Origin of the sequence: Mesorhizobium sp. M1403 (assembly GCF_040317695.1) — a bacterium.
GTDB lineage: Bacteria > Pseudomonadota > Alphaproteobacteria > Rhizobiales > Rhizobiaceae > Mesorhizobium.
In genome coordinates this window covers 57,346-83,631 of record NZ_JAMYKY010000024.1, presented here as the reverse complement: position 1 = coordinate 83,631, position 26,286 = coordinate 57,346, and the positions used below count along the sequence as shown (strand labels likewise).

Genomic DNA, 26,286 nt, shown 5'->3' with positions numbered 1-26,286 from the left:
CCCCCCGCCGGCCCCCCCGGCGCCCCACCCCCCCCCCCCCCCCCCCGCCCTAATTCCCCCCCGGGCCCCCGCCGCCCCCACCCCCCCCCCCCCCCCCGCGCGGGGGCGCCCCCCTCTCCCCCCCCCCCCCCACGAGGAGGTTGTGGTGATGATCGGCGACGGCTCCTACCTGATGCTCAATTCCGAGGTCGCTACGTCGGTGATGCTCGGCCTCAAGCTGACCATCGTGCTGCTCGACAACCGCGGCTATGGCTGCATCAACCGGCTGCAGATGGCGACCGGCGGCGCCAACTTCAACAATTTGCTGAAGGACGCTCGTCACGAGACCTTGCCCGAGATCGACTTCGCCGCGCATGCTGCAAGCATGGGTGCGATTGCCGAAAAAGTGGCGTCGATCGCCGGGCTGGAAACGGCCCTGGCGCAAGCGAAGAAGAATACGCGAACGACCGTGCTGGTCATCGACACCGACCCGCTGGCTTCGACCGAGGCCGGTGGAAGCTGGTGGGATGTCGCAGTGCCGGAAGTCTCGGCACGGCCGCAAGTGAACGCGGCGCGCAAGAAATATGAGGAAGCGCTGAGCGGGCGGCGGTTTTAACGCGCCCGCCAACGCCGCCTCGAATGTCAGAAATTGGAGTGACGACTTGAAAGCCAAACTGGGCATGTCCCCGATTGCATGGTGGAACGACGATCTTGCCGAACTCAGCGATGATGTGTCGCTGGAGGAGTGCCTGCGCCAGTCGCGCTCGGCTGGCTTTACCGGCATGGAAATGGGCCGCCGCTTTCCCAACGATCCGGAGATCATGCTGCCGATCCTGAAAGAGGCCGACGTGACGCTGTGCGGCGGCTGGTTCTCCGGGACGCTGGTCGACGAAGACATGGCGAAGAACAAGGTTCGTATCCAGCCGATGATCGACCTGTTCAAGGCGGTGAATGCGCCCTGCATCGTCTATGGTGAAGTCGGCCGTTCCATCCAGGGCGACCGCTCGAAACCGCTTGCCATCAAGCCGAGGCTGTCGGACGATGAGATGAAAGCCTACGCTAGGCGGCTAACCGAGTTCGGCGAATGGTGTGCCGGGCAAGGCATGCCGCTCTCCTACCATCATCATATGGCGGCGGTGATCGAGACCGAGCCGGAGCTCGACGCTTTCATGCGCTATTCGGGAGAGGGCATTCCGCTGCTGCTCGATGCCGGTCACCTGGCCTTTGCCGGCGGCGATGTGCTGCGCGCGATAGACAACCACCACCGGCGCATCAACCACGTGCATGTCAAGGACGTACGCATGCAGGTGATCCAAAAGCTGGATCGCAACAAGCAATCCTTCCTCGACGCGGTAGCACTTGGTGCCTTCACCGTGCCGGGAGATGGATCGCTGGATTTTGGCGCCATCGTCCAGAGGCTCGCCAACCACGGCTATGAAGGCTGGTTCGTGGTCGAGGCCGAGCAGGATCCGAAGAAGAACCCGCCACTCAAGATGGCACAGGTCGGCTACAAGGAATTGATGCGGGTGATGACGGCGGCCGGCTATACGGTTGAGACACAGGGCTTTCCCAATGCTTGAGAGTTCGCGAGGAAGGGCTGATCCTATGCCGGCGTTTATCCGATGAAAGACTCCGAGCACCCGTTTTTCCGGCCTTTGTGGCGGCGCGTCGCCATTGTCGCGGTCTGCCTGGTCTGGTCGGTGATCGAATTCGCTACCGGCACGCCGTTCTGGGGCGTGATCGCGCTCGGCTTCGCCGGCTATGCGGTCTGGCAGTTTTTCTACCTCTACAAACCGGCCGACGAAGACAAGCCATCGGCAAACGCCAAACCGAAGGAATGACCATGTCGAAGCTGCTCGTCAAAGCCAATAAGGGCCACGGCCGCATAGCCCATGTGACGCCGCAAAACGCCGGCTGGACCTATGTCGGCTTCGATCTGCATCGGCTGAGGCCCGGCGACACCGCTTCCGGGCAAACCGCGGATCGTGAGGTCTGTCTGGTATTCGTCACCGGCAAGGGCAAGGTCAAGGCCGGCGGCAAGGATCTCGGGCTCCTGGGCGAACGCATGTCGCCGTTCAAGGGCAAGCCGTGGTCGGTCTATGTGCCGCAGGGCTCGGAGTGGTCGGTGAGCGCCGATACCGATCTCGAACTCGCCGTGTGCTCGGCGCCGGGGCTTGGCGGCGGTCTGCCGGTCCGCATCATTGCGCCGAAGGATCTCGGCCAGGAGACCCGCGGCAAAGGCACCAACACGCGCTACGTCACCAACGTCCTGCCGGAGGGCGAGCCGGCCGATTCCCTGCTGGTGGTCGAGGTCATCACGCCGGGCGGCCACACATCGAGCTATCCGCCGCACAAGCACGACCAGGACAATCTGCCGGCCGAATCCTATCTCGAAGAGACCTATTACCACCGCCTCAACCCGCCGCAGGGCTTTGCTTTCCAGCGCGTCTACACCGATGCCGACCAGAACGGCTCTCGTTCGCTCGACGAGGCGATGGCGATCGAGGACGGCGACGTCGTGCTGGTACCCAAGGGTTATCACCCCTGCGCCGCCTGCCACGGCTATGATCTCTATTATCTCAACGTCATGGCCGGACCGAAGCGGACGTGGAAATTCCACAACGCGCCCGAGCACGAATGGCTGATGGCCTGACCGTTTCCCCTTCGCTTCTCAACCGCTGGTCCAAGCCGAAAAAATCGTCGGCTAATGACCAGGCTGTGTCGTTTTGTTACCGAAAACGCTGCAAAGCTTCGTCATTTCGTCATGCAAATCGCCTATGGCAGCGGGGCTGACGAGGAACTTCGATGCGCTACGCGATCTATTTCACCCCCCTGCAGGACGAACCGCTGGCGCGGATCGCCGCCAATTGGCTCGGCCGTGATCCCTTCGGTGCCGCCACGAGGCCGGTCGAGGCGGTGGGCGAGTTGTCGGCAGCGGAAGTTGCCTTCCATACCGCCTCGGCGCGCCGCTACGGCTTTCATGCGACGCTGAAGGCGCCCTTCCGGCTGGCTTCAAACGAGACGGAGGCCTCGCTTCGCGCCGCACTCGACGATTTTGCCGAGGCGACGCCGGTGATGACGGTCCCGCGTCTCGTCGTCAGCCAAATCGACAGCTTTTTCGCGCTCGTGCCGGAAGCACCGCTGCCGGGGCTCAACCGTTTCGCCGATGATGTGGTGCGCGGCTTCGACCGCTTTCGCGCGCCGCTGACAGACGCGGAGATTGAACGCCGCAGCCCCGACTCGCTGAAGCCCGATGAGTTCCGCAATCTCTGCCAATGGGGCTACCCCTATGTCTTCGAGACGTTTCGTTTCCATATGACCCTGTCCGGCCGGGTGTCGTCACAGGAAAGCCCTCGTCTTCGCCTAGCAATCGACAGCCTGTTTGCGGACGCGCTGCAACGGCCGGTGCCGGTGGACGCGCTGACGCTGTTTGTCGAAACTGAGCCGGGTGCGCCGTTCATGGTGCTGTCCCATCACGCGCTCGGGCGCCGCCCGGCCAGAAGAACTGCCTGAGATGACTATTTGCTTTAACCGCATTGTGCGACGCCAATCCATTTTCAGTTGGCTGCAAAATGCTCCGAGGACTGCCTGAAATGACCGCCGAGACCGTTCTTGACAACGCCCGCATCGTGCTTGCCGACCAGATCGTCGAAGGGTCGATCGTGCTGCGCGACGGCGTGATCGCCGACATTGCTCCCGGCGCTGGCCGCAGCGGCGAGGACATGGGCGGCGACTTCATCATCCCTGGCCTGGTCGAGCTCCACACCGACCATCTCGAAGGCCACTACGCGCCACGGCCGAAAGTGCGTTGGAACCCGATCGCCGCGGTGCTCGCCCACGACGCGCAGGTGGCGACCGCCGGCATCACCACCGTGCTCGACGCCTTGCGCGTCGGTATGGACGAGGACGCCGACCTGACGGCCGCCGACATACGCAAGCTGGCCGAGGCGATTGAGGACAGCGTCCAGCAGGACCGGCTCAGGGCCGACCATTTCATCCATCTGCGCTGCGAGGTTTCGGCGCCGGACTGCCTCACAGCCTTCGCCAATTTCGACGGCGACGAGCGGGTCAGGCTGGCGTCGCTGATGGACCACGCGCCGGGACAGCGGCAATTCGTCGATCTCGAAACCTATGCGTATTACTACCAGCGCAAGCTGAAGCTGACCGATCGCGATTTCCAGAAATTCTGCGAAAAGCGGATGGCGGAATCGGCGAAGAACTCGAGCCCGAACCGCAGCTTCATCGCCGCTGCGTGCAAAGAGCGCGGTATCGTGCTCGCCAGCCATGACGACGCAACCGTCAGCCATGTCGATGAAGCGATCGAGCAAGGCGTCCGTGTCGCCGAGTTCCCGACCACCGAGGAGGCGGCTCGGGCTTCGAAAGAGGCAGGGCTCGGCGTTTTGATGGGCGCGCCGAACGTCATGCGCGGCGCTTCGCATTCGGGCAATGTCTCGGCCCGCACACTGGCCGGCGACGGCCTGCTCGATATCCTGTCATCGGACTACATTCCGTTCAGCCTGATCCAGTCGGCCTTTTTCCTCGGCGACGTGGTCGAGGGCATCTCGTTGCCTCAGGCAGTGGCGATGGTGTCGAAGAACCCGGCCGAGGCGGTCGGCCTCACCGATCGCGGTGTCATCGAGCCCGGCCGGCGCGCCGATCTGGTTCGCGTGCGCGTCGACGATCACGTCCCGGTTGTCCGCACGGTGTGGCGGCAGGGACGGCGGGTCGCATGATGGTGTCGGCATCGGTCGAGCGTGAATTGTCCGCCGCGGGATTTCCAATCCGCGACGGCGTCTTCGTCGCCGTCGTCGGACCGAGCGGTGCCGGCAAGGACACGGTGATCGGCTATGCGCGCGCCATGTTTGCCGACGAGAGCCGGCTGGAGTTCGTTCGCCGGGTGATCACCCGGCCGAGCGATGCGGCCACCGAGGATCACGATACGCTAGCCGACGCTGCCTTCGTCGAGGCCGAAGCGGATGGCGCCTTCGCGATTTCCTGGGAGGCGCATGGCCTGCGCTATGGCATCCCGGCCGAAGTCGACTGGTCAGTCTCCAACGGCCGTGTCGCGATCGCCAACGTCTCGCGCGCGATCATCCCGACACTGCGGGACCGCTACGCCAATCTGGCTGTCGTCGAGATCACAGCTACACCGGATATCCTGGCCGAACGGCTGGCATTGCGCGGTCGCGAATCGCGCGGTGAAGTGCTGGCACGGCTGGCGCGCAGCGCCAATGTGGCGCTGTCCGGACCGGGTGTCACCTCCATCGACAATAGCGGTCCTCGCGAAGCCGCCGGCGAGCGCTTCGCCGAGGTGCTGCGCAAGGCCATGGCCTTCTCCGACATGTCGGGCCTTATCTAAAGTGGCGCCCATCCGATGCATTCGGGATGGGCGCTACTTGTCTAATCATATCTTTTTGGAAACCGGTATCCACTGTTCGGGATTATGGCCTCACGCGGCGTGCCGGTCCCGACCAGCGTGATGAGTATCCGTGCTAGTGGTTGTCGAAGGCTTCGCTGGTGCATCCGCCGGTGTATCCAGAACTGCAACGTGATGCCGATAGACCATCTCCCAGCCCTTCCAGCCGGTGAACAGCAGTATGCAGACCACTATGAACGACAACAGCGCGCCCCACGGTCGGACCGCGGCCTCGGCGCCTTGAGCATAGCGAAGGTAGAAATTGATCAGAGCCACAACGACCGCGGTCAAGTTGCCCAGCATGTGGTACCAGGCGTCGGACAAGGCGCGAATGCGCGGCTCGTTGAGGAAGTCGATAAAACCAGCTGTCGCAGCGAGAAGCGCCATTACGATAGCTGCCCCGATCAGCCACATCGATGCCCGTGCCCAGAAGGCGTCGGCAGTCCCCCAGAAAACCAGGTCGGTGACAAAGGCACCGACAAGAAACGCGACAGGAAAAGGTATCAGCATCGGGTGGAGGGGGTGAGTTCCTACCTTTGCGGTACTTACTGGATTCATGGGCATGGGACGCCTCCGCGTAGCAAAGCTTAAATAAACGCTCAGATACGGGTTTCGTTCCAAATAGAGATTAACCTGAACTGCTGTCGCGAAGCTCAGGCTGACCTTTTCATGCCTGCCAATGGCAGTCGGCGTATTTCATCCAGCTATTTTTGCGTCATTCCGCGGCAGCACCCGCCACGCCCTTGCGGGTGGCTTCCAGCATCCGCCGCCGCGCCCTGAACACGCCCCATTGCTGGTCGACCAGAACGCCGATGAGGATCACCCCGCCCATCACGGCGAAGTTGAGCGAGGACGGGATACCGAGCAGGTTGACGAGGTTCTGCAACTCCTGCAGCAGCACCGTGCCGAGCAGGACGCCGATCAGCGAGCCTTCGCCGCCGCGCAGCGAGAAGCCGCCGAGCACCGCTGCCGCGATGGCGTAGAGCTCGTAGAACTGGCCGTGGCTCGCCGGCGAGATCGAGCGTGTGTACATGGCGAAATAGATAGCCGACAGCGCCGTCAGCACGCCGCAGATGACATAGGCGGCCATGACGATGCGGCCGGTGCGGATGCCGGAATATTTCGCCGCTTCCTCGTTCTTGCCGATGGCGTAGAGATATCGCCCGAACACCGAACGGTGCAGCACCACCCACATGACGACGGCGATGACGATCAGCGCGATGAAACTGTTCGGCACGCCCCAGGACCGCCCCGCCGTCAGGAACTCGAGTTCCGGGAAGTTCTGTCCGAAGGCAAAGCCGGCGGTGCCGTCGGCGGTATAGAAGCGCGCCACGCCGCGATAGATCAGCAGGCCGCACAAGGTCACCACGAAAGGCTGCAATTTGAGCCGGGTGATCAGCCAGCCATGCGCCAGCCCGATGATGCCGCCGAGCACCAGGATCAGCGGCAGGGCGACCGGCCAGGCCATGCCGCGCGTGGCGATGAAGTCGATGAACAGCACGCCGAGCAGCGCAACCACCGAGCCGACCGACAATTCGATGCCGCCGGTGATGATGACGAAAGCCTGGCCGATCGACAGGATGCCGAACAACCCGATCAGGTTCGAGGTGTTGGCGAGATTGATCGGCAGCAGGAAGCGCGGGTTGATGATCGCTACCACCGCGCCGACCACCAGGATCAGGATCAGCAGGCCGAGATCTTTCTTGCTCATCGTCGTCTCCCAATGCCGGCGAACTATTTCGGCTGCTTGCCGACCGCCAGCAGCAGCACGTTTTCCTGGCTGAACCGTTCCTTGTCGAGAATGCCGGAGATCTGGCCTTCATGCATGACGGCGATGCGGTCGGAAACACCGATCACCTCCTCCATGTCGCTGGAGATCATCAGCACGGCGACGCCGGCATCGGCCAGCGCCCGCATCAGCCCGTAGATCTCGGCCTTGGCGCCAATGTCGATGCCGCGTGTCGGCTCGTCGAGGATCATCACCTTCGGCTTCATCGCCAGCCATTTGGCCAGCACGACCTTTTGCTGGTTGCCGCCCGACAGCGTGCCGGTACGCGTCTGCACGGAGGGCGCCCTGATGCCCAGATCGGTCTTCTGTTTCTCGGCGGTGGCGGCCTCGGCGCTGGCCGAGACCAGCGAGCGCCGCGAATGCGCCGGCAGATTGGGCAGCGAGATGTTCTGGGCAATCGACAGATCGAGCAGGATGCCGGTCAGCTTGCGGTCTTCCGGGACGAGGAAAATACCGTTGGCCACTGCGTCCGCGGCCGAACCAAGAACCAGATCTTTTCCGTCAAGTTGGAACGAGCCGCCAAAGCTCTTGTCGATGCCGAACAGCACGCGCGCCAGCTCCGTCCGACCGGAGCCGACGAGACCGGCAAGGCCGAGGATCTCGCCATGCCTGACGTCGAGGTCGACGGGCCGGTCGGGATAGGCGGCGGTGCGAATGGCCTTGACCGACAGCGCGACAGAGCCCGGCGGGCGCGCCGATTCTGCGGCCTTCTCCCTCTCCTTGAGCATGCGGCCGATCATCAGCTTGACCATCTGGTCGTGATTGATGGCGCTCTTCGGCAAAGTTCCGGCGAGCATGCCGTCCCTGAGCACGACGACGCGGTCGGCGACGCGCTCGACCTCGTGCAGGCGGTGTGAGATGAAAATGACGCTGATGCCGTCTGCCTTCAGCGCCTTGATGACACCAAGCAGCTTGTCGGTTTCGGCGATCGGCAGGCTCGAGGTCGGCTCGTCGAGGATAACCAGCCTTGCCTTGATCGACAGCGCCTTGGCGATCTCGACCATTTGCTGCTGGGCCAGCGACAGCGCCGATACCGGCGTATCGGCCGAGAAATTGGCGCCCACGCGTTTGAGCAGCGGCGCCGCCAGCGCTCGCAGCCTGGCGCGGTCGACCAGCTTGAGCGGGCCGGCGCGCAGCGGTTCGCGGCCGAAGAAGATATTGGCGGCGACGTCGAGGTTTTCGAACAGGTTGAGTTCCTGGTGGACGAAGGCGATGCCCGAACCGATGCTGGCCTCGACAGTCAGCCCGTCATGGGCGGCGCCATCGACAATGATGGTGCCGGTGTCCGGCCTGGTGACGCCGCCGAGGATCTTCATCAGCGTCGATTTGCCGGCGCCGTTTTCGCCGACCAGGCCGATGACCTCGCCGGGCCTGACCTCGATCGAGAACCCGTCCAGCGCGACAACGCCGGGATAGGTCTTGCGCACACCGTTGAGGCTCAGGAACGGAGCGTCCGTGGATGCAACGATGGATGGGTCGGAATAATTCATCACGCCTGACAGCAGCCGGTGAGCCGTTTTGGACTCAGACTGACGGGCCTCGCGAGGCCCGTCAATAGAACGCCGGCTCAAGGCGAACCTTGAGCCGGCGCAACCTAGTTTGCTCAGTTTCCAGACATCGCCTTGAGGCTGGCGGCGTAGGCGTCGACATCGTCCTTGCCGATGATCTTGGTCGGGATGATGATCAGTCCATCGGCGGGAACGCCCGACTTGTTGCCTTCGAGATAGGCGGCCATCAGCTTCATGCCCTGATAGGCCCATTCGAAGGGCTGCTGTACGACGGTGGCGGCGACGGTGCCTTCCTTGACGCCGCCCAGCGTGATCGGATCGTCGTCGAAGCCAACGACGGTGATCTGGCCGAGCTTGCCGGCATCGCGCAGCGCCTCATAAATACGCGGCGTGTTGTAGGAATAGAAGCCGACCATGCAGGTGACGTCGGGGCTGGCGACCAGCGCGTCCTCGACGTTCTTCTTGGCGCGGGCCTGGTCGATGTCATCGCCACGCACGTCGACCAGTTCGATCTTGGTGCCGGCGAGGCCGTCCTTCATGCCCTGGATGCGTTCCTTGGCATTGTCGGCGCCGAGTAGGCCGACGAAGCCGAGGCATTTGCCGCCATCTGGCATCGCCTTCTTGGCAATCTCTGCCGCCTGCTTGCCGGCATCGACATTGGACGAGCCGATATAGGCGACACGCTTGGTCTGCGGTGCGTCGCTGTCGGTGGTGAACAACGCCGTTTCCGAGGCGATCTTGTTCAGCCCGTCGGTCGACGTCTTGGGGTCGACGGCCGAGACCATGATCGCCTTAACACCGGCCGTCACCAGATCGTCCATCAGGCGCTGCTGGATGGCGACCGAGGACTGCTCCGGATATTTGAGTTCTAGATTGTAATTGGGCAATTCGCCTTGAGCTTTCTTGACCCCGGCTTCGGCAGCCTTCCAGAAATCGGAAGCGCCGTTGACGACGAAGGCCAGTGTCGGCTTGTCGTCGGCACGCGCAATTGCGCTGACGGACAGGCCGAGCAGCAGGGCCGCAGCGGCGACGGACGCATTTCGTATCGCAGATTTCATATTCAACCTCCCATTTGACTCAGTAATTTTCGCTGATGATGAACGTGCCGGCGCGGCTTGGACGCCCTCCTCCTCAGGGTTCCGGCAGCGAAGAACGACGCCATTCCAGCCGCGATCGTCGACTTTAGAGACTCATTCGTCGTTCGTAAATAGTCCGATTTGTCTGACATTTCCTCGAAACGGCAGGCGAGCTTCGGTTGACGGGAACTGTCCGCCACCAGGCTGGCTTACGTTCCGAACATGCGCGGGTCCGATGTTCGTCCGAGCATGATGGATTGACGTTATAGGGCCGCCGGATATTAGTAAAGAGTATTAGTTTAATCGGGATTCTCACAAGAAAGGAGAAGCCTCCCAATGCGCTGTCACGTCGGATTCGCGACTAAATCACTTAAGAGGGCACTTATATCTATTAGCATCGCTTTACCTTATAAATGCGAGATTTGAGGGACGAATGACATGAACGAACCACTGCGCGATCCCGTCCTTGAGGGTACCAGGCGGCGCAAGCCGTCCGGGAAAAACCCCAGAGGCCGCGTTACCATGACCGACATCGCCAGGGCCGCCGGTTGTTCGCAGGCGACGGTTTCGTTCGTCCTCAACAACACGCCGGGCATCAGGCTATCGCAGCAAACTCGTGAGCGGGTGATAGAGGCGGCGCTGGCCCTCAGTTATGCGCCGCCGGTGTTTTCCGCCCTGCGAGCCCCGGTTGCCGCTTTTGACGGGCTGGATGGCGTGATCGGCTTCGCCGTCGACCAATTGGCGACCAGCCCGGAGGCGGTCGTCGCCATTGAAGGGGCGCGGCAAGCCTCGTGGAACGCTGGCAATGTACTTTTGGTGGCGCAGACCATGGGCGACGAGGTGATGGAGCCCCGGGCCATCGCGGCGCTGACCAAGCAGGGCATTTCGGCGCTGATCTACATGACCATCTTCACCCGCGAGATCGTCGCGCCGGAGTATCTCTACGGCCTCGACATTCCGGTCATCCTGCTCAACTGCTACACCGCCGACTATGCCTTCCCCGCCGTGGTGCCGAGCGAGATCGCCGGCGGCCAGAGCTCGACCCGGCACCTGATCAGCCATGGCCATCGCCGTATCGCCACCATCACCGGCGAGCCATGGATGCAGGCGGCGCAGGACCGGCTGAAGGGCTACCGCCGGGCGCTGGCGACAGCCGACATCCCGTTCGACCCGGCCTTGGTCGTCGAAGGCGATTGGTCGGCGAGCGCCGGCTATGCCGCGACCATCAAGCTACTGGCGCTGAAAGACCGGCCGACCGCCATCTTCTGCCAGAACGACCGCACCGCGATCGGCTGCTACGAGGCGCTGAAGGAGGCCCGCCTGCACATCCCCCAGGATATTTCGGTGGTCGGCTATGACGACGAGGAGATCGCGCGCCATCTGTTCCCCCCGCTGACGACGTCGATCCTGCCGCATATGGCGATGGGGCAATGGGCGATCGAGCAGCTGGAAGTCCCCGCCCCTCCCGGTCGTGGCCGCCATCCCATCACCAAGCTCGAATGCCCGCTGGTGGAGCGGGAGTCGGTTGGCGCGGTGGCGGGCTGACGCGAGGCGGCGGAATAGTCGGCGATCGGCAATTGCATAGGCTTGACATCGCGCCCCGCATAGATCCGATTGAGCCCTATGAGGTTGCAAAGCTGCTATAATTTTCAGGACTTTCGCAGGCTGGCCAGACAGCGCCTGCCAGGACCGATCTTCGACTATATCGATGGCGGCGCGGACGACGAGACGACGCTGCGGCGCAACACGGCTGCGTTCGAGGACTGCGACCTCGTCCCAAACGTGCTTGCCGGTGTCGGGCAGATCGACATGTCGGTCACCGTCATGGGCCAGAAACTGGCGATGCCGGTCTATTGCTCGCCGACGGCTCTCCAGCGGCTGTTTCACCATAGCGGCGAGCGCGCCGTCGCCGCGGCGGCGGAGAAGTTCGGGACGATGTTTGGCGTCTCGTCGCTTGGGACGGTCAGCCTGGAGGAAGTCCGCAAGCACCGGACGCCGCAGGTTTATCAGTTCTATTTCCATAAGGATCGCGGCCTGAACCGCGCCATGATGGAGCGCGCCAAGGCGTCCGGCGTCGAGGTGATGATGCTGACCGTCGACAGCGTCACCGGCGGAAACCGCGAGCGTGACCTGCGGACCGGCTTTTCCATCCCCTTTCGGCTTACGCTCGGCGGCATGATGCAGTTCGCGATCAAGCCGAGATGGGCCATCGACTATTTGACGCACGACAAGTTCAGCCTGCCGCAATTGGACGGCCATATCGATCTCGGCGGCGGAGCGCTTTCCATCAGCCGCTATTTCACGGAGATCCTCGATCCATCGCTGGATTGGAAGGACGTCGAAGACATGGTCCGCTTCTGGAACGGCCAGTTCTGCCTGAAGGGGATCATGAGCGTTGCCGATGCCAGCAAGGCGGTCGACATCGGCTGCACCGGCATCGTTCTGTCAAATCATGGCGGCAGGCAGCTGGACGGCTCGCGCAGCCCGTTCGACCAGCTGTCGGAGATCGTCGACGCGGTGGGCGACAAGGTAGACGTGATCATCGACAGCGGCGTCCAGCGCGGCACGCATGTGCTGAAAGCCCTGTCGTTGGGTGCCAAGGCCGTCGGCGTCGGGCGGTATTATCTGTTCCCGCTGGCAGCCGCCGGACAGGCCGGCGTCGAACGGGCGCTCGGCCTGATGCGAACCGAAATCGAACGCGGCATGCGGCTGATGGGATGCAGGTCGGTGGCCGAGCTTTCCAGGGGGAATGTGCGGTTTAGGTGAGTGGCGGGAGATGCGCACGGCATAAGCTTTGTCGAAATGCGAACACTACACCGACCTGCCGCCGCTCCTGCCGTCCGTTTCGAAGACGGCCTCGCCGGAAACAGCATCCGTATATCCGCCTTCAAGCTGCTGCAACGTATGCCGGAACCGATCAAGATTGCCTAGCATTTTGGGCCGAGCATCGACCATGTGCTGGAAAGTGTCCCACTCTCCAATCGAAAAGAAGGCGCCATCTCCGGATTTGATGAGAGCCATTTTTCGCAATCCCTCGAAATTGCGCGGAGCGCTGCTGAACAGTTCGACGAATTCGTCTTCACTTCCCGGCTTGACCTGGAAGCGGACGCTGTTGAATGCCATCATGTATGTTCCCCCGTGAAAGACCTGAAGAACCTCGAATGCGCGAAAGCCCTAAGGCACCTCAAACCCTCAAACGAGCGTATCGGAAAATCGGAAGGTTGGCTTCAGCCATCTCACGCCGAACGCCTGTTCCTGGCGATGTTTGTTAGGAAGAGGACGACACTCGATCTCAATCGCGCGCCCTGCTGGCCAGCAATGAAACGCGCTGTTAACGCCGTTCGCGGGTGACAGGATGTTGGCCGCAGGTCAAACGTGTAGTCTGCATCTGGCTGTCAGTTGCGGAGGCGGAAATGAATTTGCTTCGGATTGCGCTCTTGTGCACGGCCATGATCGACCTTGGAATGCTTACCGTTCGCGCTGAGGATCGGCCTGTGCCGCCGAACAACAAAGCCGCAACAGTGCAGCCGCCCGTTCATTGTGAAGGCCAAAACTGTCTCCCGCCGGCGAAAGATCCCGTGCAGGAATGCACCGGCCAGGATTGCACGCCAGCGCCGCCGACTGAACCGGGTCCGGAGATCAAGCAGGCCGACTGAGTCGGCATCAGCAGACCATCCCCTCTTTTGGCAGGGATGGCGCTCAGCCCTCGCGACCCTCCGACCACCGGCGCCGGTCACGGTCATAGTCGGGCGGCTATGAGCTCACCGCGCCCGAGAGGCCCCATGAGGCGGGCCGTGCATTGGATTGATGGCGCGCCCGAAGAGGATGAAACTGGGAACTCGTATGTTATTGCTGCGCCTATCGATTTCTCAGATCACCGCTCGGAGCCGAAGGTCCGCCTTGCGCGCCATAAACTGTCCCTTGCCACCCCTGAACAGCCAAAATCGGATCCAACCGGTCATTCGTCAAGGGGAAGCGAAGTGACCTCCATGCAGAATTCGAGCGCTCATCGGCGTTGGGCGCAATCCGGCCGCGGCCCTCCTGGGGCTAACGTTCAGGGCAGCGGGATCGGCTTGTCGCTGAGTGTGCGCAAGTAGGCGATCAGGTCGACCCGTTCGGTCTCGTCCGGAACACCAGGCGTCTCCATGTAAACGCCCGGCGTGGTGAGCATGGGTCCGAAGAGATATCTGTTCAGATCCTCGTACGTCCATACACCCTCCCAGTCGAGCAAAGCGTCGGAGTAACGCATTTTTGCCACAGACGCCTTGTCGCGACCGACGACGCTCCACAAGTTGGGTCCCGTCTTGGTCGCTCCCTGTGGCGCGGCATTGTGGCAACCGGCACACACGCTGGTGAAGTAGGTTCGGCCTTTCTCGACATCGGCAGTAGCCAACTTCATCGAGATCGGAGCTGGTGTTGGCAAGACGACGCCGTGCGATATGAGATAGTCAGCGACTTCGCGTTGCCTCTTGAATTTTGCCAGATGGAGCGGCGTCTTGCCGTCCTTTGTCTTCGCATTCACGTCCGCGCCGGCCTCGACGAGTGCCTTCACGCAGTCGAAACAACCGAGATTCACCGCGATGTGGATAGCGTTTTCGCGGCTGCGCTTCGAATTTGGATTTGCGCCCCCATCCAGCAACAGATTGATCAAATCGATCCTGCGTTTTGCCAAAGCCGGCATGAGGGCAGGACCCAAAGCCGGTGTTGGGGCGGCGTTGACGTCGGCACCGCGTTCCATGAGCAGTTTTGCCGCCGCAAAATGCCCGCCCCTAACCGCAAGATAGAGTGGTGTCGCGCCCCCGTCGCTCTCATCGACGCCGGCACCAGCGTCGAGCGCTGCCGTGATCCCGGCGACATCGCCCTTCATGGCGGCGTCGTGGATGGAGGCGGCATGCGATACAATCGGAATGTGTAGAAGCACCAACAGAATGAAAGGCAAGAACCCGCGCATTAGCATCTCCCAAGGCAAGCCTGAGGACCCGGCACGATTTCAAGAAGGGCAGAGGTTAGTACGAATGCTCGATAGCGGCAACGCACGTGTGATCGAGTTCGCCGCCGCCGTGGCGGGCGGCGGCAGCGCATGCAGTCGCCTGCATGCAAGGCGGTCCTAAACATCAGCCGACCAGCCGTGGCTCATCCCCCAGGAGAAGTCGTTTCTCAGCGCCGGGAATCCCGCAGATTTGCCGGTAACCGCTAAAGCGCCACCACGATGGCAATGATGAGCGGCTAAGCGGTCCATCGATGCCGGTGGATTGGGATGTACATTACAAATGGCGCGCCCGAAGAGATTCGAACTCCTGACCCCCAGATTCGTAGTCTGGTGCTCTATCCAGCTGAGCTACGGGCGCGCAACAGGCCATGCTTGGCATAGCCCCGCGATCCGATCCTGGCGACCGGCCGCGATGTGAGCTGTTCCCTAGCGACTGAATTTGCGAAAAGCAAGCCGATCCTGGCCAAAAGTTTTGCAGTCATGCTTTGCCGTCATGCGCCGGCCGGCGAAGGCAAGATCGCGTCACGCGGCGGCCGAGCCGATAAGTCGTAGTCTTGGATCAGTCATTTGCCAATCGGAACGGTCCGTAACGAAACGAGACGTTGCACGGCGGCCGAGCCGATGGCTCGTAGTCTCGGACCAACCCCTTGTGAATTGAAACGATCCGTAACGAAACGGTTCGTTACGCCGGGCGGCGCAGCCCGTTGCGGGCCTGGTCGAGCCGGACCGGCTGGTCGGGAATGGTCACGGCGAATGTGGTGCGGCCGCCGATGCTTTCGACCAGCTCCACCGTGCCGCCATGGGCGCGGATCAATTCATGGGCGATCGCCAGGCCAAGGCCGGTGCCGCCGCTGCGGGCCGAGCCGCGAAATGCCGCGAACAGGTTTTCTCGTGCCTTTGGCGGCAGGCCGGGGCCGGTGTCGGTGACGACGATGCGGCTGACGCTGCCGATGCGCTCGGCCGATATGGTCAGGCGGCGCACCACGGCGCTCTCGGTGTCCGCCGCCATCGCCTGCACGGCGTTGCGGCTAAGATTGGTGAGCACGCGGAACAGCTGGTCGGAATCGGCATCGACCTCGAGCACCGGGTCGACGGCGTTGACGAATTCGATGCCGTATTCGATGTCGAGCAGGCCCTGGACGTCTTCGACCAGCTGGCGCAGCCGCAGCCTGCGGCGCGACGGCGGCGGCTCCTGGGTGCGGCCATAGGCAAGCACGCCCTCCGAATAGGACACCGCACGGTCGAGCGCGCGCAGCAGTTTTGGCGCGAAGGCCTGCACGGTCGGGTCCTTGACCTGGCGCAGGCGGTCCGACATCAGCTGCGCCGAGGCGAGGATGTTGCGCATGTCGTGGTTGATCTTCGACACGGCGAGGCCGAGATCGGCCAGGTGCTTCTGCTCGGACAGCATCTTTTGCAGCCGCTCCTGCATCTGCGACAGCTCCCGTTCGGCGACGCCGATCTCGTCGGCCCGGGCGGCGGGGTGAATGATGCGACCGGGATCGTCGGGCGCCTCGGAAAAGGACAGCATCGAGCGCGTCATCGTCCTGATCGGGCCGATCATGATCAGGTCTATCGCGGCGTAGACCAGCATGGCGGTGAACAGCGAAATCAGCAGCGAGACGAAGGCGACGTTGCGCGAATAGATCAGCATGGCATTGCGCAGGCGGTGGTCGGGCATGATCAGCTCGAACTCCTTGTCGCTGTCGCCGACCGGTCCGAAAACGCGCAGCATCCTCTTGCCGCCGAAAAACAGCGTGTCCAGCGCGCCGGTCATGCCCTTGATCATGCCGACATTGGCGATATCGATATGCTCGTCCACCTGCGGCGGCATTTCGGCCACGACCAGCAGCCGCGAGACGCCGCCGTCGCGCACCGCGATCGCCTTGGCGCCGATCGCCATCAGCACGTCGTTCTGGGCGGCACGCGACAGCGAGGCAGGTTCGCCCTGCACCAGGACGATGGAAACAGCAGCGGCAGTACTCAGCCTCTCCTTCAGCCAACTCAGCCGGTAACTGGCGATCCAGGGCACGAAGATGAGGATTTCAGCCAAGAGCACGAAGACGATGGTGAGCAGCAGCAACTTGGTCGACAGGCCGCGCGCCAAGGGCACCCTGCGGGTGGCGGCCTTCGCCTCGGCGATGCTTTCGTCGGTTGCTGGGACTTCACTCATGCTCGTCGTCACGGCTGCCTGTCATCACGGCTGCTTGTCTTAAGGACTGCTTGTCTTCACGATCGCTTGATCGGGTGAGATTAGGCGATTGCGGCTTTTTTGCCAAATTCATCCTTGGTCGAAGCCGAACAAAGGGCCGCAAGACTTCCCTGCCGGTCCGACAACGCCGGCCCGACGCGCTGGATTGACTTCCAAAACCCTTCTTTCTATAAGCCCGCTCACGCTCGGGCCATTCGTCCCGGCGCGGTTTCGATCGCGCCAAAACCGGCCCGGCAAAGCTCCTGTTACAAAGTGACAGAATCAAGAAGGGCCGCACCCCGCGGTATTTAAACAAATGAAGCGTACTTACCAGCCGTCCAAACTCGTCCGCAAACGCAGGCACGGCTTCCGTGCCCGCATGGCCACCAAGGGTGGCCGCGGCGTCGTCGCAGCCCGCCGCAACCGCGGCCGCAAGCGTCTCAGCGCCTGAGCACCAAGCGAGAGACAAGATCGTTGCCCGCAACCGGCAAGCCAACGGGTCCCCATCCCAAGCGGCTTCTGAAGCGCGCGGAATTCCTGGCTGTCCGCCGCGGCGAAAAGCGCCGCGGGCGGCTTTTCCTCGTCGAGGTTCTGGGCCGCGGCGACTGCGAAGCGCCGCGCGTCGGCTATACCGTCACCAGGAAGGTCGGCAACGCCGTCGTTCGCAACCGCATCCGGCGGCGGCTGAGAGAGGCCGTGCGCACGCATGCCGCGGATGACATGGCGCCGGGCAATGATTATGTCATCGTCGGGCGCGAAGACGTGCTTACCACTCCGTTTGGCCAGTTGAAGGCCGAACTCTCCCGCAGATTGCGTGGAACACGATAGGCCAAGGGCTTCGATGGAAAACAACCGCAACTTCTTCATCACCATCGCACTGTCGGTGCTGATCCTGGCGCTTTGGCAATATTTCTATGTGATGCCGCGCAGCGAGATGCAGCGCGAAGCCGCCCGCATCGAAGAGCAGCGCGTGGCGGAGCAGAAGAAGGCCGCCGAAGGCACCAGTCCGGGCGCCAGCGAAACACCGGTACAGCCCGGCGCCATTCCGAGCGCGCCTGGCGGCGACGCGGTGACGCCGGCCGGCCGCGACCAGGCGATTGCCTCGACCAGCCGCGTCAAGATCGACACGCCGAGCCTCGAAGGTTCGATCAACCTCACCGGTGCGCGCCTCGATGACCTCCGGCTCAAGCATTACAGGGAGACGGTCGACAAGACCTCGCCCGAGATCGCGTTGCTCAACCCGGCGTCCCTGCCGAACGGCTATTTCGCCGAGATCGGCTTTTCTGGCGCGCCGGATGTGGGCACGCTGCCCGGCCCCGACACGGTCTGGCAGACCGACGGCAAGGCGACGCTCACACCGGCGACGCCGGTCACGCTGACCTTTACCAACGACAAGGGCCTGACCTTCAAGCGCACCTTCTCCGTCGACAGCCAATATATGTTCACCGTATCCGACACGGTTCAGAACGGCGGCTCGGCGCCGGCGACGTTGTCGAACTATGGCCGCGTTACGCGTTTCGACAAGCCGGCCATCGCCAGCACCTATGTGCTGCACGAGGGCCTGATCGGCGTTACCGGAAGCGAGGGCCTGCAGGAATACAAATACTCCAGCGTCGAATCGGACAAGGAATACAAGCCAGGCAAGTCGACCGACGGCTGGCTGGGCATCACCGATAAGTATTGGGCGGTGACCCTGGTGCCGCCTAGCGGCCGCGAATTTCAGCCCAAATTCTCTTATTTCGAGTTCAAAAGCGGGCCCCATCCGCACAGCTACCAGTCCGATTTCCTGTCCGATCCCGTCACGGTCGCTCCCGGGCAATCGACGACCGTGGAGTCGGAGATATTCGCCGGCGCCAAGGAAGTTTCGACGATCAACGCTTATGAAAAGGACCGTCATATTCGCCAGTTCGACCTGCTGATCGACTGGGGCTGGTTCTATTTCATCACCAAGCCGATGTTCTGGCTGATCGACACGCTTTACAAATTCTTCGGCAATTTCGGCCTGGCGATCCTCGCCACCACCGTCATCGTCAAAGCGCTGTTCTTCCCGCTCGCCAACAAGTCCTATGCGTCGATGGCGAACATGAAGAAGGTGCAGCCCAAGATGCTCGAGATCCGCGAGAAATACGCGGACGACAAGATGAAGCAGCAGCAGGCGATGATGGAGCTGTACAAGACCGAGAAGATCAATCCGCTCGCCGGTTGCTGGCCGGTGGCGTTGCAGATCCCGGTGTTCTTCTCGCTCTACAAGGTGCTCTACATCACCATCGAGATGCGGCACGCGCCGTTCTTCGGCTGGATCCAGGATCTGGCGGCGCCGGATCCGACATCGATCTTCAACCTGTTCGGGCTGATCCCGATCACCTTGCCGCACATGCTGATGATCGGCGTCTGGCCTCTGATCATGGGCGTGACGATGTTCCTGCAGATGCGCATGAACCCGACGCCGCCGGACCCGACGCAGGCGGCAATCTTCACCTGGATGCCTGTGATCTTCACCTTCATGATGGCGGGTTTTCCGGCCGGCCTCGTCATCTACTGGGCCTGGAACAACACGTTGTCGATCCTGCAGCAGGGCGTGATCATGAAGCGGCAGGGCGCCAAGATCGAATTGTGGGACAATCTGGTCGCGCTGTTCCGCAAGAAACCGTCGCCGGCGGAATAGCCGGCGCTCCGATAATGCGAAACCAGAAAGCCCCGGTTCGTCCGGGGCTTTTTGCACAAGCTGCCGGCCTGGATTAAGCTATTGGTACTGCGGGACGGATCGCGCTATTTTGACCTGCCTGGCAGGTGCTCGACGGAGTTCGATATGACCGGACCCAATCCATCGATCAAGCATCCGATCCCGTTGCACACACGCGTCGGCTTTCTGAAACCGCTGGTGACGGCGCCTAATATCGAGATCGGCGACTTCACCTATTATGACGACCCTGACGGACCTGACAAATTCGCCGAAAAATGCGTGCTGCATCATTATCCGTTCATCGGCGACAGGCTGGTCATCGGCAAGTTCTGCGCCCTCGCCGAGGGCGCGCGTTTCATCATGAACGGCGCCAATCACGCCATGTCCGGCTTTTCGACTTATCCGTTCAATATCTTTGGCCACGGCTGGGAAGAAGGCTTCGACCCGGCGACATGGTCGAAGGAGGTGCGTGGCGACACAATCGTCGGCAACGACGTCTGGATCGGCATGGAAGCGGTGATGCTGCCGGGCGTCAAGATCGGCGACGGCGCCATTGTGGCGGCAAAGTCGGTGGTGACGCACGATGTGCCGGCCTATGCGATCGTCGCCGGCAATCCGGCCAAGGTGGTGAAGATGCGCTTCGATGACAGGACCATCCGGCGGCTGCTGGCGCTGGCGTGGTGGCACTGGCCGGTGGAAAAGATCAGCCGCAATCTCGATGCCATTCGTGGCAGCAACATTTTTCTTCTGGAGGCAGCGGTTTGAACGCGTTGAACAAGACCACGATCGGCATCGAATTGTTCACGCGAGCCTGGATCTTCATCCGCGGCGTGCCGGCGATGAAATTCCTGCCGCCGGAGGGTCCACCCGAGATCGCCTTTGCCGGCCGCTCCAATGTCGGCAAATCGTCGCTGATCAACGCGCTGGTCAACCAGGAGGGGCTGGCGCGCACCTCCAACACGCCGGGCCGGACGCAAGAGCTCAACTATTTCGTGCCGGGCGGATTTTCGGGAGAAGGCGCCGATCTGCCGCCGATGGCACTGGTCGATATGCCGGGCTATGGCTACGCCACGGCGCCGAAGGAAAAGGTCGACGAGTGGACGAAGCTCGTGTTCGACTACCTGAAGGGCCGGGTGACGCTGAAGCGCGTCTACGTGCTGATCGACGCCCGCCATGGCATCAAGGCCAAGGACGACGAGGTGCTGTCGCTGCTCGACAAGGCGGCGGTGTCGTATCAGATCGTGCTGACCAAGACCGACAAGATCAAGGCGGCGGGGGTACCACGGCTGATCGAGGAAACGCTGCAGAAGATCAAGAAACGCCCGGCGGCCTTTCCCTTCGTGCTCGCCACGTCGTCGGAAAAGAGCGAAGGCCTCGAAGAATTGCGTGCGGCGATCGTGCTCGCCGCCAACGGCGGATAGGCAACGGAATCCGACGGCTGGTCAGGCGGGGCTGGAGGTCCGTTCCTGCTCTGCAAGCTGTTCGGTGCCGTAGGCCTTCAGGAACACATCGACGCCCGACCTGACGATATGTTCGATCTCGGCCGCACTTGGCGCTTTGGTGCGATAGGCGAATATGCACTGGCGGAAAAGACCGGCCAGGCACAGCTCGGTGAACTGATAGGCGGCAAGCTCGACATCGTCGATCTTCAGCAGGCCGCGTTCGATAGCCATGTTGAGGAAAACGACAACCCTGTCATGGCCGCGCTTCGGGCCGCGTTCGTAAAATCGCGCGCCAAGCTCCGGAATGCGTTCCGACGCGCCGATCACCGTCCGCTGCGCCAGGATGACCCTCGCCGAGGTGATCTTCATGGACAGCACGATGCCGAACTTCACCAGCGTCTGGCGAAGGTCGCCGATCTGGTCCAGCACTTCGTACATGTTCTTGAAGATCGTGCCGCGTTCTTCCTCGATCAGCGCTTCGAACAGCTCTTCCTTGTTGGCGAAGTAGACATAGATGGTGCCCTTGGACACGCCGGCCTCGCGGGTGATGTCGTTCATCGACGCGGCTTCGAAGCCCTTGTCGATGAAGACACGGCGCGCACCGTCGATGATCTGGCTGCGCTTGACCGGGTCTTGCCCCGCGGCCGGGCGGCCGCGCGGCAGACTGTCCAGCAGATCGCACTGGTCCTTGCCAGCGCCGGGCAATGGGCCTGACTCAGGCAAAGGAGCGGCCTTGGGGGCTTCGGCCATAATGTCACACCTCGTAAAATAATTCGAACCATCCGGTTCGATTGCTCTTGATATGGGCCTCTTTAAGCGCTAAGTCAATGTCGAGATCGAACCGAACGGTTCAGTCTGACAAAATTCAGCGCCAGTTAATTTAGAGAGATATCATGTCCTCGAACGCGCCCACCAGTGCCGAAGTCCGCCCTTTCCCCAGTGCCAAGGTCCAGCCTGCGATCGAAGCGCCGGAAGCCCCTGTCAAACCCGCCGACGTCACCCCGCTGGCTCCCGCCAAAAAGAAGCGCTCGATGCGCTCGATGTTGTTGCCCATCATCGGCCTGGCCCTGCTGGGCGCCGGCGCCTGGTATGGCTATGATTACTGGACCGACGGGCGCTTTATGATCACGACCGACGACGCCTATGTCCAGGCCGACACGGCGTTCATCTCGCCAAAAATCTCGGGCTATGTCGATCAGGTCAAAGTGACCGAGAACCAGCAAGTGAAGGCCGGCGACCCGCTGCTGATCGTCGATGACGGCGACTACAAGATAGCCGTTGCCCAGGCCGAGGCGCAGATCGCCACGTTGAGCAAGACGCTCGACCGCATCGATGCCCAGACTGAGGCGGCGCGCGCCTCGCTCAAGCAGGCGCAGGCGCAGAAGACCGCCGACCAGGCCGCGGCCGATAATGCCAAGCGCGTCCAAGCGCGGGCCGCCCAGCTGCTCAAGACCCGCGTCGGCACCCAGGCCCAGTTGGACGATGCCCAGACGGCGGTCGAGCAAGCCAATGCCGCACTTGCCGGCGCCGACGCGCAGATCGCGGCGGCTCAGGCCAATATCGGCGTGCTCCAGGCGCAGCGCACGGAATCGGCCAGCACGCTGGCCTCGCTGCAGCTTGCCCACGACAAGGCGGTGCGGGACCTGTCCTTCACCGTGCTGCGCGCACCCTATGACGGCGTGGTCGGCAACCGCTCGGTCGAGCAGGGTGACCTGATCAGCCCTGGACAGAAGCTCGCCGTCATCGTGCCAATGGACAAGCTCTACATCGTCGCCAATTTCAAGGAGACGCAGCTTGCCCGGCTGGTGCCTGGTGAAAAGGTCAGAGTGTCGGTCGACGCGATCGACGGCCAGGACATCGAGGGTACCGTGTCGTCGCTGGCGCCGGCTTCAGGAGCAGTGTTCTCGCTGCTGCCGCCGGAGAACGCCACAGGCAATTTCACCAAGGTGGTGCAGCGCGTTCCGGTTCGCATCGACGTGCCAGCGGATGTGCTGAAGACGGGCAAGCTGCGAGCTGGCCTGAGCGTCGTCGTCGCCGTCGACAGCCGCACGGCGCCTTCGGCATCGAAGTAAAGCGGAACCGGGAGCAAAGGTCATGGCGACCGCAACCCTAACTGCAGGATCGGCGCCGGCGCCAGCCATGCCGGTGCCGGTCGACCACATCTCGACACGCCGCGTCATCGCCTTCCTGGCAATGGTGTTCGGCATGTTCATGGCGATCCTGGACATCCAGATCGTCTCGGCCTCGCTGGCTGAGATCCAGGCGGGCCTGAGCGCCAGTTCGGACGAGATTCCGTGGGTGCAGACGGCCTATCTGATTGCCGAGGTGGTGATGATCCCGCTGTCGGGCTTCCTCAGCCGGATGCTGTCGACGCGAGTGCTGTTCACGATCTCGGCGGCAGGGTTCACCGCGGCCAGCGCGCTGGCGGCGACCGCAACCAATATCGACCAGATGATCGTCTACCGCGCCGTGCAGGGCTTCATCGGCGGCGGCATGATCCCGAGCGTCTTTGCAGCCGCCTTCACCATCTTCCCACCGTCGCGTCGCGCCATCGTCTCGCCGATGATCGGCCTGGTGGCGACGCTGGCGCCAACCATCGGCCCGACAGTCGGCGGCTATATCAGCCATGCCATGTCCTGGCACTGGCTGTTCCTGGTCAACGTCGTGCCCGGCATTCTGGTGACGACGGCCGCCTGGTCGCTGATCGACTTCGACAAACCCAATCTCAAGCTGTTCAGCAAGTTCGACTGGTGGGGGCTTGCCGGTATGGCCGCCTTCCTGGGCTGCATGGAATATGTGCTGGAGGAAGGTCCCAATAACGACTGGCTGCAGGATCAGGCGGTGTTCGTCTGCGCCGTCATCATGACCTTCGGCGCGGTGCTGTTCTTCTGGCGCGTGTTCACCGCCGAGGAGCCGATTGTCGATCTGAGGGCTTTCAGCAATATCAATTTCGCCTTCGGCTCGCTGTTCTCCTTCGTCGTCGGCATCGGCCTCTACGGTCTGACCTATCTTTATCCGGTGTTCCTGGGGCGCATCCGCGGCTACGATTCGATGATGATCGGCGAGGCGCTGTTCGTCAGCGGCCTGGCCATGTTCTTCACCGCGCCGATCTCCGGCATCCTGTCGAACAAGATGGACCCGCGCATCATGATGATGATCGGCTTCTTCGGCTTCGCCACGGGGACCTGGTGGATGACGCATCTCACCGCCGACTGGGATTTCTATGAACTGCTGATCCCGCAGATCCTGCGCGGTTGCTCGATGATGCTGTGCATGGTGCCGATCAACAACATTGCGCTCGGAACCCTGCCGCCGGAGCGGCTGAAGAATGCGTCTGGCCTGTTCAACCTGACCCGCAATCTCGGCGGCGCCGTCGGCCTGGCCGTCATCAACACCGTGCTGATCGACCGCAATGCCTTCCACTACGCCAGGCTCTCCGAGCACGTGCAATGGGGAAGTGCCGCTGCGCAGCAGAAGCTGCAGAACATGACGCTCAACTTCGAGCAGACCGCCGGGCTCGACGCCTCCAAGGCGGCCATCTCCAAACTGTCAGGCATGGTCCAGCAGCAGGCGTCGCTGCTGTCGTTCATGGACGTATTCTTCATGCTGACGGTTTTGTTCGCGACGCTTGGGCTCTTCACCCTGGTGATCCGCAAGCCAGCCGCTCAGGGCGGCGGTGGCGGAGGCCATTGAGGCGCGCTGGATCCCCCGCCTGGCGCCCTCGCGCATGACCCCGAAAAGCGATTTCGGGGTCATGCGCAAAATCAACCATTACGAAGTCCTCGCGCTCTCCGACAAAGTCAGGGGCGCAGCCATCCTCAGGCCGTCGCCGGCTTGAAGGTCAAGGCGACACCGTTGATGCAATGCCGCAACCCGGTCGGCGGCGGACCGTCGTCGAAGACGTGGCCGAGATGGCCACCGCAGCGGCGACAATGGACCTCGGTGCGGGTCATGCCCAACGACCTGTCCACGGTCTTGCCGATCGCGTTGGGGATTTCCTGCCAGAAGCTCGGCCAGCCGGTGCCGGAATCGAACTTGGTCTCTGACGAATAGACCGGCAGGTCGCAGCCGGCGCAAGCGAAGATGCCTTTGCGGTGCTCGTTGAGCAGCGGACTGGTGCCCGGGTATTCCGTGCCTTCCTTGCGCAGCACATTGAAGGCCGCGTCGGACAGGATGGCGCGCCACTCGGCCTCGGTCTTGGTAACCTCGAAAGTCTCGGCCGCGCGTGCATCCTGGGCTCCGCCCATGCGCAGCGCGGTGGCGCCTGCGACAACGCCAATGGCTGCCGCACCACTCAAAAGAAGCTCGCGACGGTTCATGCCCATTCCTCCTGTTACTGCTTGTGCCAAATTCGACCGCCACACGGAAATCAAAAGCCGGTGACGATCGCTGTCCTCAAAGCGGGACTCCGCGCCTATCCACTTGCGTGAACGGCGCGGAGTGTGCGCAGGGAGGCCCTTAGCGATATCTTCGCCGGCAGCGTGCGTTTGTTACATCTTCGGCAGGAGAACCTTGTCGACGACGTGGATGACGCCGTTGGACTGCTCGACATCGGCGATCGTCACATTAGCGACATTGCCGTTCTCGTCGGTCACGGTGACCTTGCCGCCGTCGGTCTTGAGCGACAGTTCGCAACCACCGACCGTCTTGACCTTGTGGGTGCCACCGTCATCCTTGACCATCTTGGCGACGTCGGCGGCCATCGCCTTGGCGCCGATGACATGGCAAGTCAGGATCTTGACGAGCTTGTCCTTGTTTTCAGGCTTGAGCAGCGTCTCCACCGTGCCGGCTGGAAGTGCCGCAAAGGCCTCGTTGGTCGGCGCGAACACGGTGAAGGGGCCAGCGCTTTGCAGCGTATCGACCAGGCCGCCTGCCTTGACGGCAGCGACCAGCGTCGTGTGGTCCTTCGAGTTGACAGCATTTTCGACGATGTTTTTCTGGGCGTACATGGCGGCGCCGCCGACCATCGGATTTTGGGCATAGGCAATGGTGGCGAGCGCAGAAATGGCGACCGTTCCGGAAAGCAAAAGGGTGGCGAATTTACGCATGATTTCAATCTCCTCGGGTTATCGTTCCCCTCATTCGGGAACGCAAGGAGATACGCAATAGGAAATGCCGGAGTTTCGCCCTCTCCGCAAAAAAATATTTGTCGCTACAATTTGCCCGGCGCGGATCGACAGCCGCCAACAAGCTTTGCAGGCGGTTAAATCGCGGA

25 protein-coding genes, 1 tRNA gene and 1 pseudogene are annotated in these 26,286 nt (G+C 62.4%); 16 read left to right on the top strand and 11 right to left on the bottom strand.

What is annotated here, in order from left to right; all coding sequences use genetic code 11:
* Positions 1-127: 127 nt before the first annotated feature.
* From NKH01_RS28010 to phnN, 7 genes and pseudogenes are all read left to right on the top strand, one after another.
* Positions 128-595 (top strand): annotated as a pseudogene (locus NKH01_RS28010) (thiamine pyrophosphate-dependent enzyme); the annotation flags it as partial.
* A gap of 46 nt (positions 596-641) precedes the next feature.
* Positions 642-1,559, top strand: a complete 918-nt coding sequence (iolE, locus tag NKH01_RS28005; protein WP_353005814.1) for a myo-inosose-2 dehydratase — start codon at positions 642-644, stop codon at positions 1,557-1,559.
* A gap of 42 nt (positions 1,560-1,601) precedes the next feature.
* Positions 1,602-1,820, top strand: a complete 219-nt coding sequence (locus NKH01_RS28000; RefSeq protein ID WP_023718232.1) for a DUF3329 domain-containing protein — start codon at positions 1,602-1,604, stop codon at positions 1,818-1,820.
* A 2-nt stretch (positions 1,821-1,822) separates the two neighbouring features.
* Complete coding sequence (gene iolB / locus NKH01_RS27995) at positions 1,823-2,632, top strand: 5-deoxy-glucuronate isomerase (protein ID WP_353023396.1); 810 nt, start codon at positions 1,823-1,825, stop codon at positions 2,630-2,632.
* Positions 2,633-2,784: 152 nt separating this feature from the next.
* Positions 2,785-3,492 (top strand): DUF1045 domain-containing protein, encoded by a 708-nt coding sequence (locus tag NKH01_RS27990; protein WP_353023394.1) that lies wholly within the window; start codon positions 2,785-2,787, stop codon positions 3,490-3,492.
* An 80-nt stretch (positions 3,493-3,572) separates the two neighbouring features.
* Positions 3,573-4,712 (top strand): alpha-D-ribose 1-methylphosphonate 5-triphosphate diphosphatase, encoded by a 1,140-nt coding sequence (locus tag NKH01_RS27985; RefSeq protein ID WP_352918229.1) that lies wholly within the window; start codon positions 3,573-3,575, stop codon positions 4,710-4,712.
* Positions 4,709-5,338: a phosphonate metabolism protein/1,5-bisphosphokinase (PRPP-forming) PhnN gene (phnN, locus tag NKH01_RS27980; protein ID WP_353023392.1), complete on the top strand. Its 630-nt coding sequence runs from the start codon at positions 4,709-4,711 to the stop codon at positions 5,336-5,338. Before NKH01_RS27985 ends, phnN begins: the two co-directional genes overlap by 4 nt.
* A gap of 90 nt (positions 5,339-5,428) precedes the next feature.
* On the opposite strand, the gene NKH01_RS27975 is transcribed toward phnN, so the two are convergent.
* The 4 genes from NKH01_RS27975 to NKH01_RS27960 form a co-directional block, all read right to left on the bottom strand.
* Positions 5,429-5,959 (bottom strand): DUF2231 domain-containing protein, encoded by a 531-nt coding sequence (locus NKH01_RS27975; protein ID WP_352640268.1) that lies wholly within the window; start codon positions 5,957-5,959, stop codon positions 5,429-5,431.
* A 151-nt stretch (positions 5,960-6,110) separates the two neighbouring features.
* Positions 6,111-7,106, bottom strand: coding sequence for an ABC transporter permease (locus NKH01_RS27970; protein WP_023677502.1), 996 nt, complete (start codon positions 7,104-7,106; stop codon positions 6,111-6,113).
* A gap of 23 nt (positions 7,107-7,129) precedes the next feature.
* Positions 7,130-8,674, bottom strand: coding sequence for a sugar ABC transporter ATP-binding protein (locus tag NKH01_RS27965; protein ID WP_023718225.1), 1,545 nt, complete (start codon positions 8,672-8,674; stop codon positions 7,130-7,132).
* 113 nt (positions 8,675-8,787) lie between these two features.
* On the bottom strand, positions 8,788-9,750 hold the full coding sequence (locus tag NKH01_RS27960; protein ID WP_352484310.1) for a sugar-binding protein: 963 nt from the start codon (positions 9,748-9,750) through the stop codon (positions 8,788-8,790).
* Positions 9,751-10,206: 456 nt separating this feature from the next.
* On the opposite strand from NKH01_RS27960, the gene NKH01_RS27955 reads away from it, so the two are divergent.
* Entirely contained in the window at positions 10,207-11,313 is a 1,107-nt protein-coding gene (locus NKH01_RS27955; protein WP_353023389.1) for a LacI family DNA-binding transcriptional regulator, read from the top strand.
* Positions 11,314-11,391: 78 nt separating this feature from the next.
* The gene (locus NKH01_RS27950) at positions 11,392-12,534 is read left to right on the top strand and encodes an alpha-hydroxy acid oxidase (protein WP_352716540.1); all 1,143 of its coding nucleotides are present in this window, start codon (positions 11,392-11,394) and stop codon (positions 12,532-12,534) included.
* 45 nt (positions 12,535-12,579) lie between these two features.
* Here NKH01_RS27950 and NKH01_RS27945 read toward each other — a convergent pair whose 3' ends face one another.
* The 4 genes from NKH01_RS27945 to NKH01_RS27930 all read right to left on the bottom strand — a co-directional run bounded on the left by NKH01_RS27945 (position 12,580) and on the right by NKH01_RS27930 (position 16,928).
* On the bottom strand, positions 12,580-12,891 hold the full coding sequence (locus NKH01_RS27945; RefSeq protein ID WP_352640270.1) for an antibiotic biosynthesis monooxygenase: 312 nt from the start codon (positions 12,889-12,891) through the stop codon (positions 12,580-12,582).
* 931 nt (positions 12,892-13,822) lie between these two features.
* Entirely contained in the window at positions 13,823-14,719 is an 897-nt protein-coding gene (locus tag NKH01_RS27940) for an ankyrin repeat domain-containing protein (RefSeq protein ID WP_353023407.1), read from the bottom strand.
* 320 nt (positions 14,720-15,039) lie between these two features.
* A tRNA-Arg gene (locus NKH01_RS27935) sits at positions 15,040-15,116 on the bottom strand.
* Positions 15,117-15,440: 324 nt separating this feature from the next.
* Positions 15,441-16,928: an ATP-binding protein gene (locus tag NKH01_RS27930; RefSeq protein ID WP_353023387.1), complete on the bottom strand. Its 1,488-nt coding sequence runs from the start codon at positions 16,926-16,928 to the stop codon at positions 15,441-15,443.
* 334 nt (positions 16,929-17,262) lie between these two features.
* Between NKH01_RS27930 and rpmH the strand changes: the two genes are divergently transcribed.
* The 5 genes from rpmH (at position 17,263) to yihA (ending at position 21,050) form a co-directional block, all read left to right on the top strand.
* The gene (rpmH, locus tag NKH01_RS27925) at positions 17,263-17,397 is read left to right on the top strand and encodes a 50S ribosomal protein L34 (RefSeq protein ID WP_008833937.1); all 135 of its coding nucleotides are present in this window, start codon (positions 17,263-17,265) and stop codon (positions 17,395-17,397) included.
* A gap of 23 nt (positions 17,398-17,420) precedes the next feature.
* Entirely contained in the window at positions 17,421-17,774 is a 354-nt protein-coding gene (rnpA, locus tag NKH01_RS27920; RefSeq protein ID WP_023718216.1) for a ribonuclease P protein component, read from the top strand.
* Between the two features lie 13 nt (positions 17,775-17,787).
* Positions 17,788-19,611, top strand: coding sequence for a membrane protein insertase YidC (gene yidC / locus NKH01_RS27915; RefSeq protein WP_023718215.1), 1,824 nt, complete (start codon positions 17,788-17,790; stop codon positions 19,609-19,611).
* Positions 19,612-19,755: 144 nt separating this feature from the next.
* The gene (locus NKH01_RS27910) at positions 19,756-20,394 is read left to right on the top strand and encodes a CatB-related O-acetyltransferase (protein ID WP_352591267.1); all 639 of its coding nucleotides are present in this window, start codon (positions 19,756-19,758) and stop codon (positions 20,392-20,394) included.
* Positions 20,391-21,050, top strand: a complete 660-nt coding sequence (gene yihA / locus NKH01_RS27905) for a ribosome biogenesis GTP-binding protein YihA/YsxC (RefSeq protein ID WP_353023384.1) — start codon at positions 20,391-20,393, stop codon at positions 21,048-21,050. Before NKH01_RS27910 ends, yihA begins: the two co-directional genes overlap by 4 nt.
* A gap of 21 nt (positions 21,051-21,071) precedes the next feature.
* Here the strand turns inward: yihA and NKH01_RS27900 are convergent, their stop codons facing one another.
* Entirely contained in the window at positions 21,072-21,821 is a 750-nt protein-coding gene (locus NKH01_RS27900) for a TetR/AcrR family transcriptional regulator (RefSeq protein ID WP_352484315.1), read from the bottom strand.
* A 143-nt stretch (positions 21,822-21,964) separates the two neighbouring features.
* Between NKH01_RS27900 and NKH01_RS27895 the strand changes: the two genes are divergently transcribed.
* Positions 21,965-23,143, top strand: a complete 1,179-nt coding sequence (locus tag NKH01_RS27895; protein ID WP_352484316.1) for an HlyD family secretion protein — start codon at positions 21,965-21,967, stop codon at positions 23,141-23,143.
* Between the two features lie 67 nt (positions 23,144-23,210).
* Positions 23,211-24,764 (top strand): DHA2 family efflux MFS transporter permease subunit, encoded by a 1,554-nt coding sequence (locus NKH01_RS27890; protein WP_352484355.1) that lies wholly within the window; start codon positions 23,211-23,213, stop codon positions 24,762-24,764.
* A gap of 125 nt (positions 24,765-24,889) precedes the next feature.
* Here the strand turns inward: NKH01_RS27890 and msrB are convergent, their stop codons facing one another.
* Together msrB and NKH01_RS27880 are read right to left on the bottom strand one after the other, a co-directional pair.
* Complete coding sequence (gene msrB, locus NKH01_RS27885) at positions 24,890-25,390, bottom strand: peptide-methionine (R)-S-oxide reductase MsrB (protein WP_292655897.1); 501 nt, start codon at positions 25,388-25,390, stop codon at positions 24,890-24,892.
* Between the two features lie 171 nt (positions 25,391-25,561).
* Positions 25,562-26,119 carry a fasciclin domain-containing protein gene (locus NKH01_RS27880; RefSeq protein ID WP_352858989.1) on the bottom strand — a complete coding sequence of 186 codons (558 nt, stop codon included), beginning with the start codon at positions 26,117-26,119 and terminating at the stop codon, positions 25,562-25,564.
* Positions 26,120-26,286: the final 167 nt, after the last annotated feature.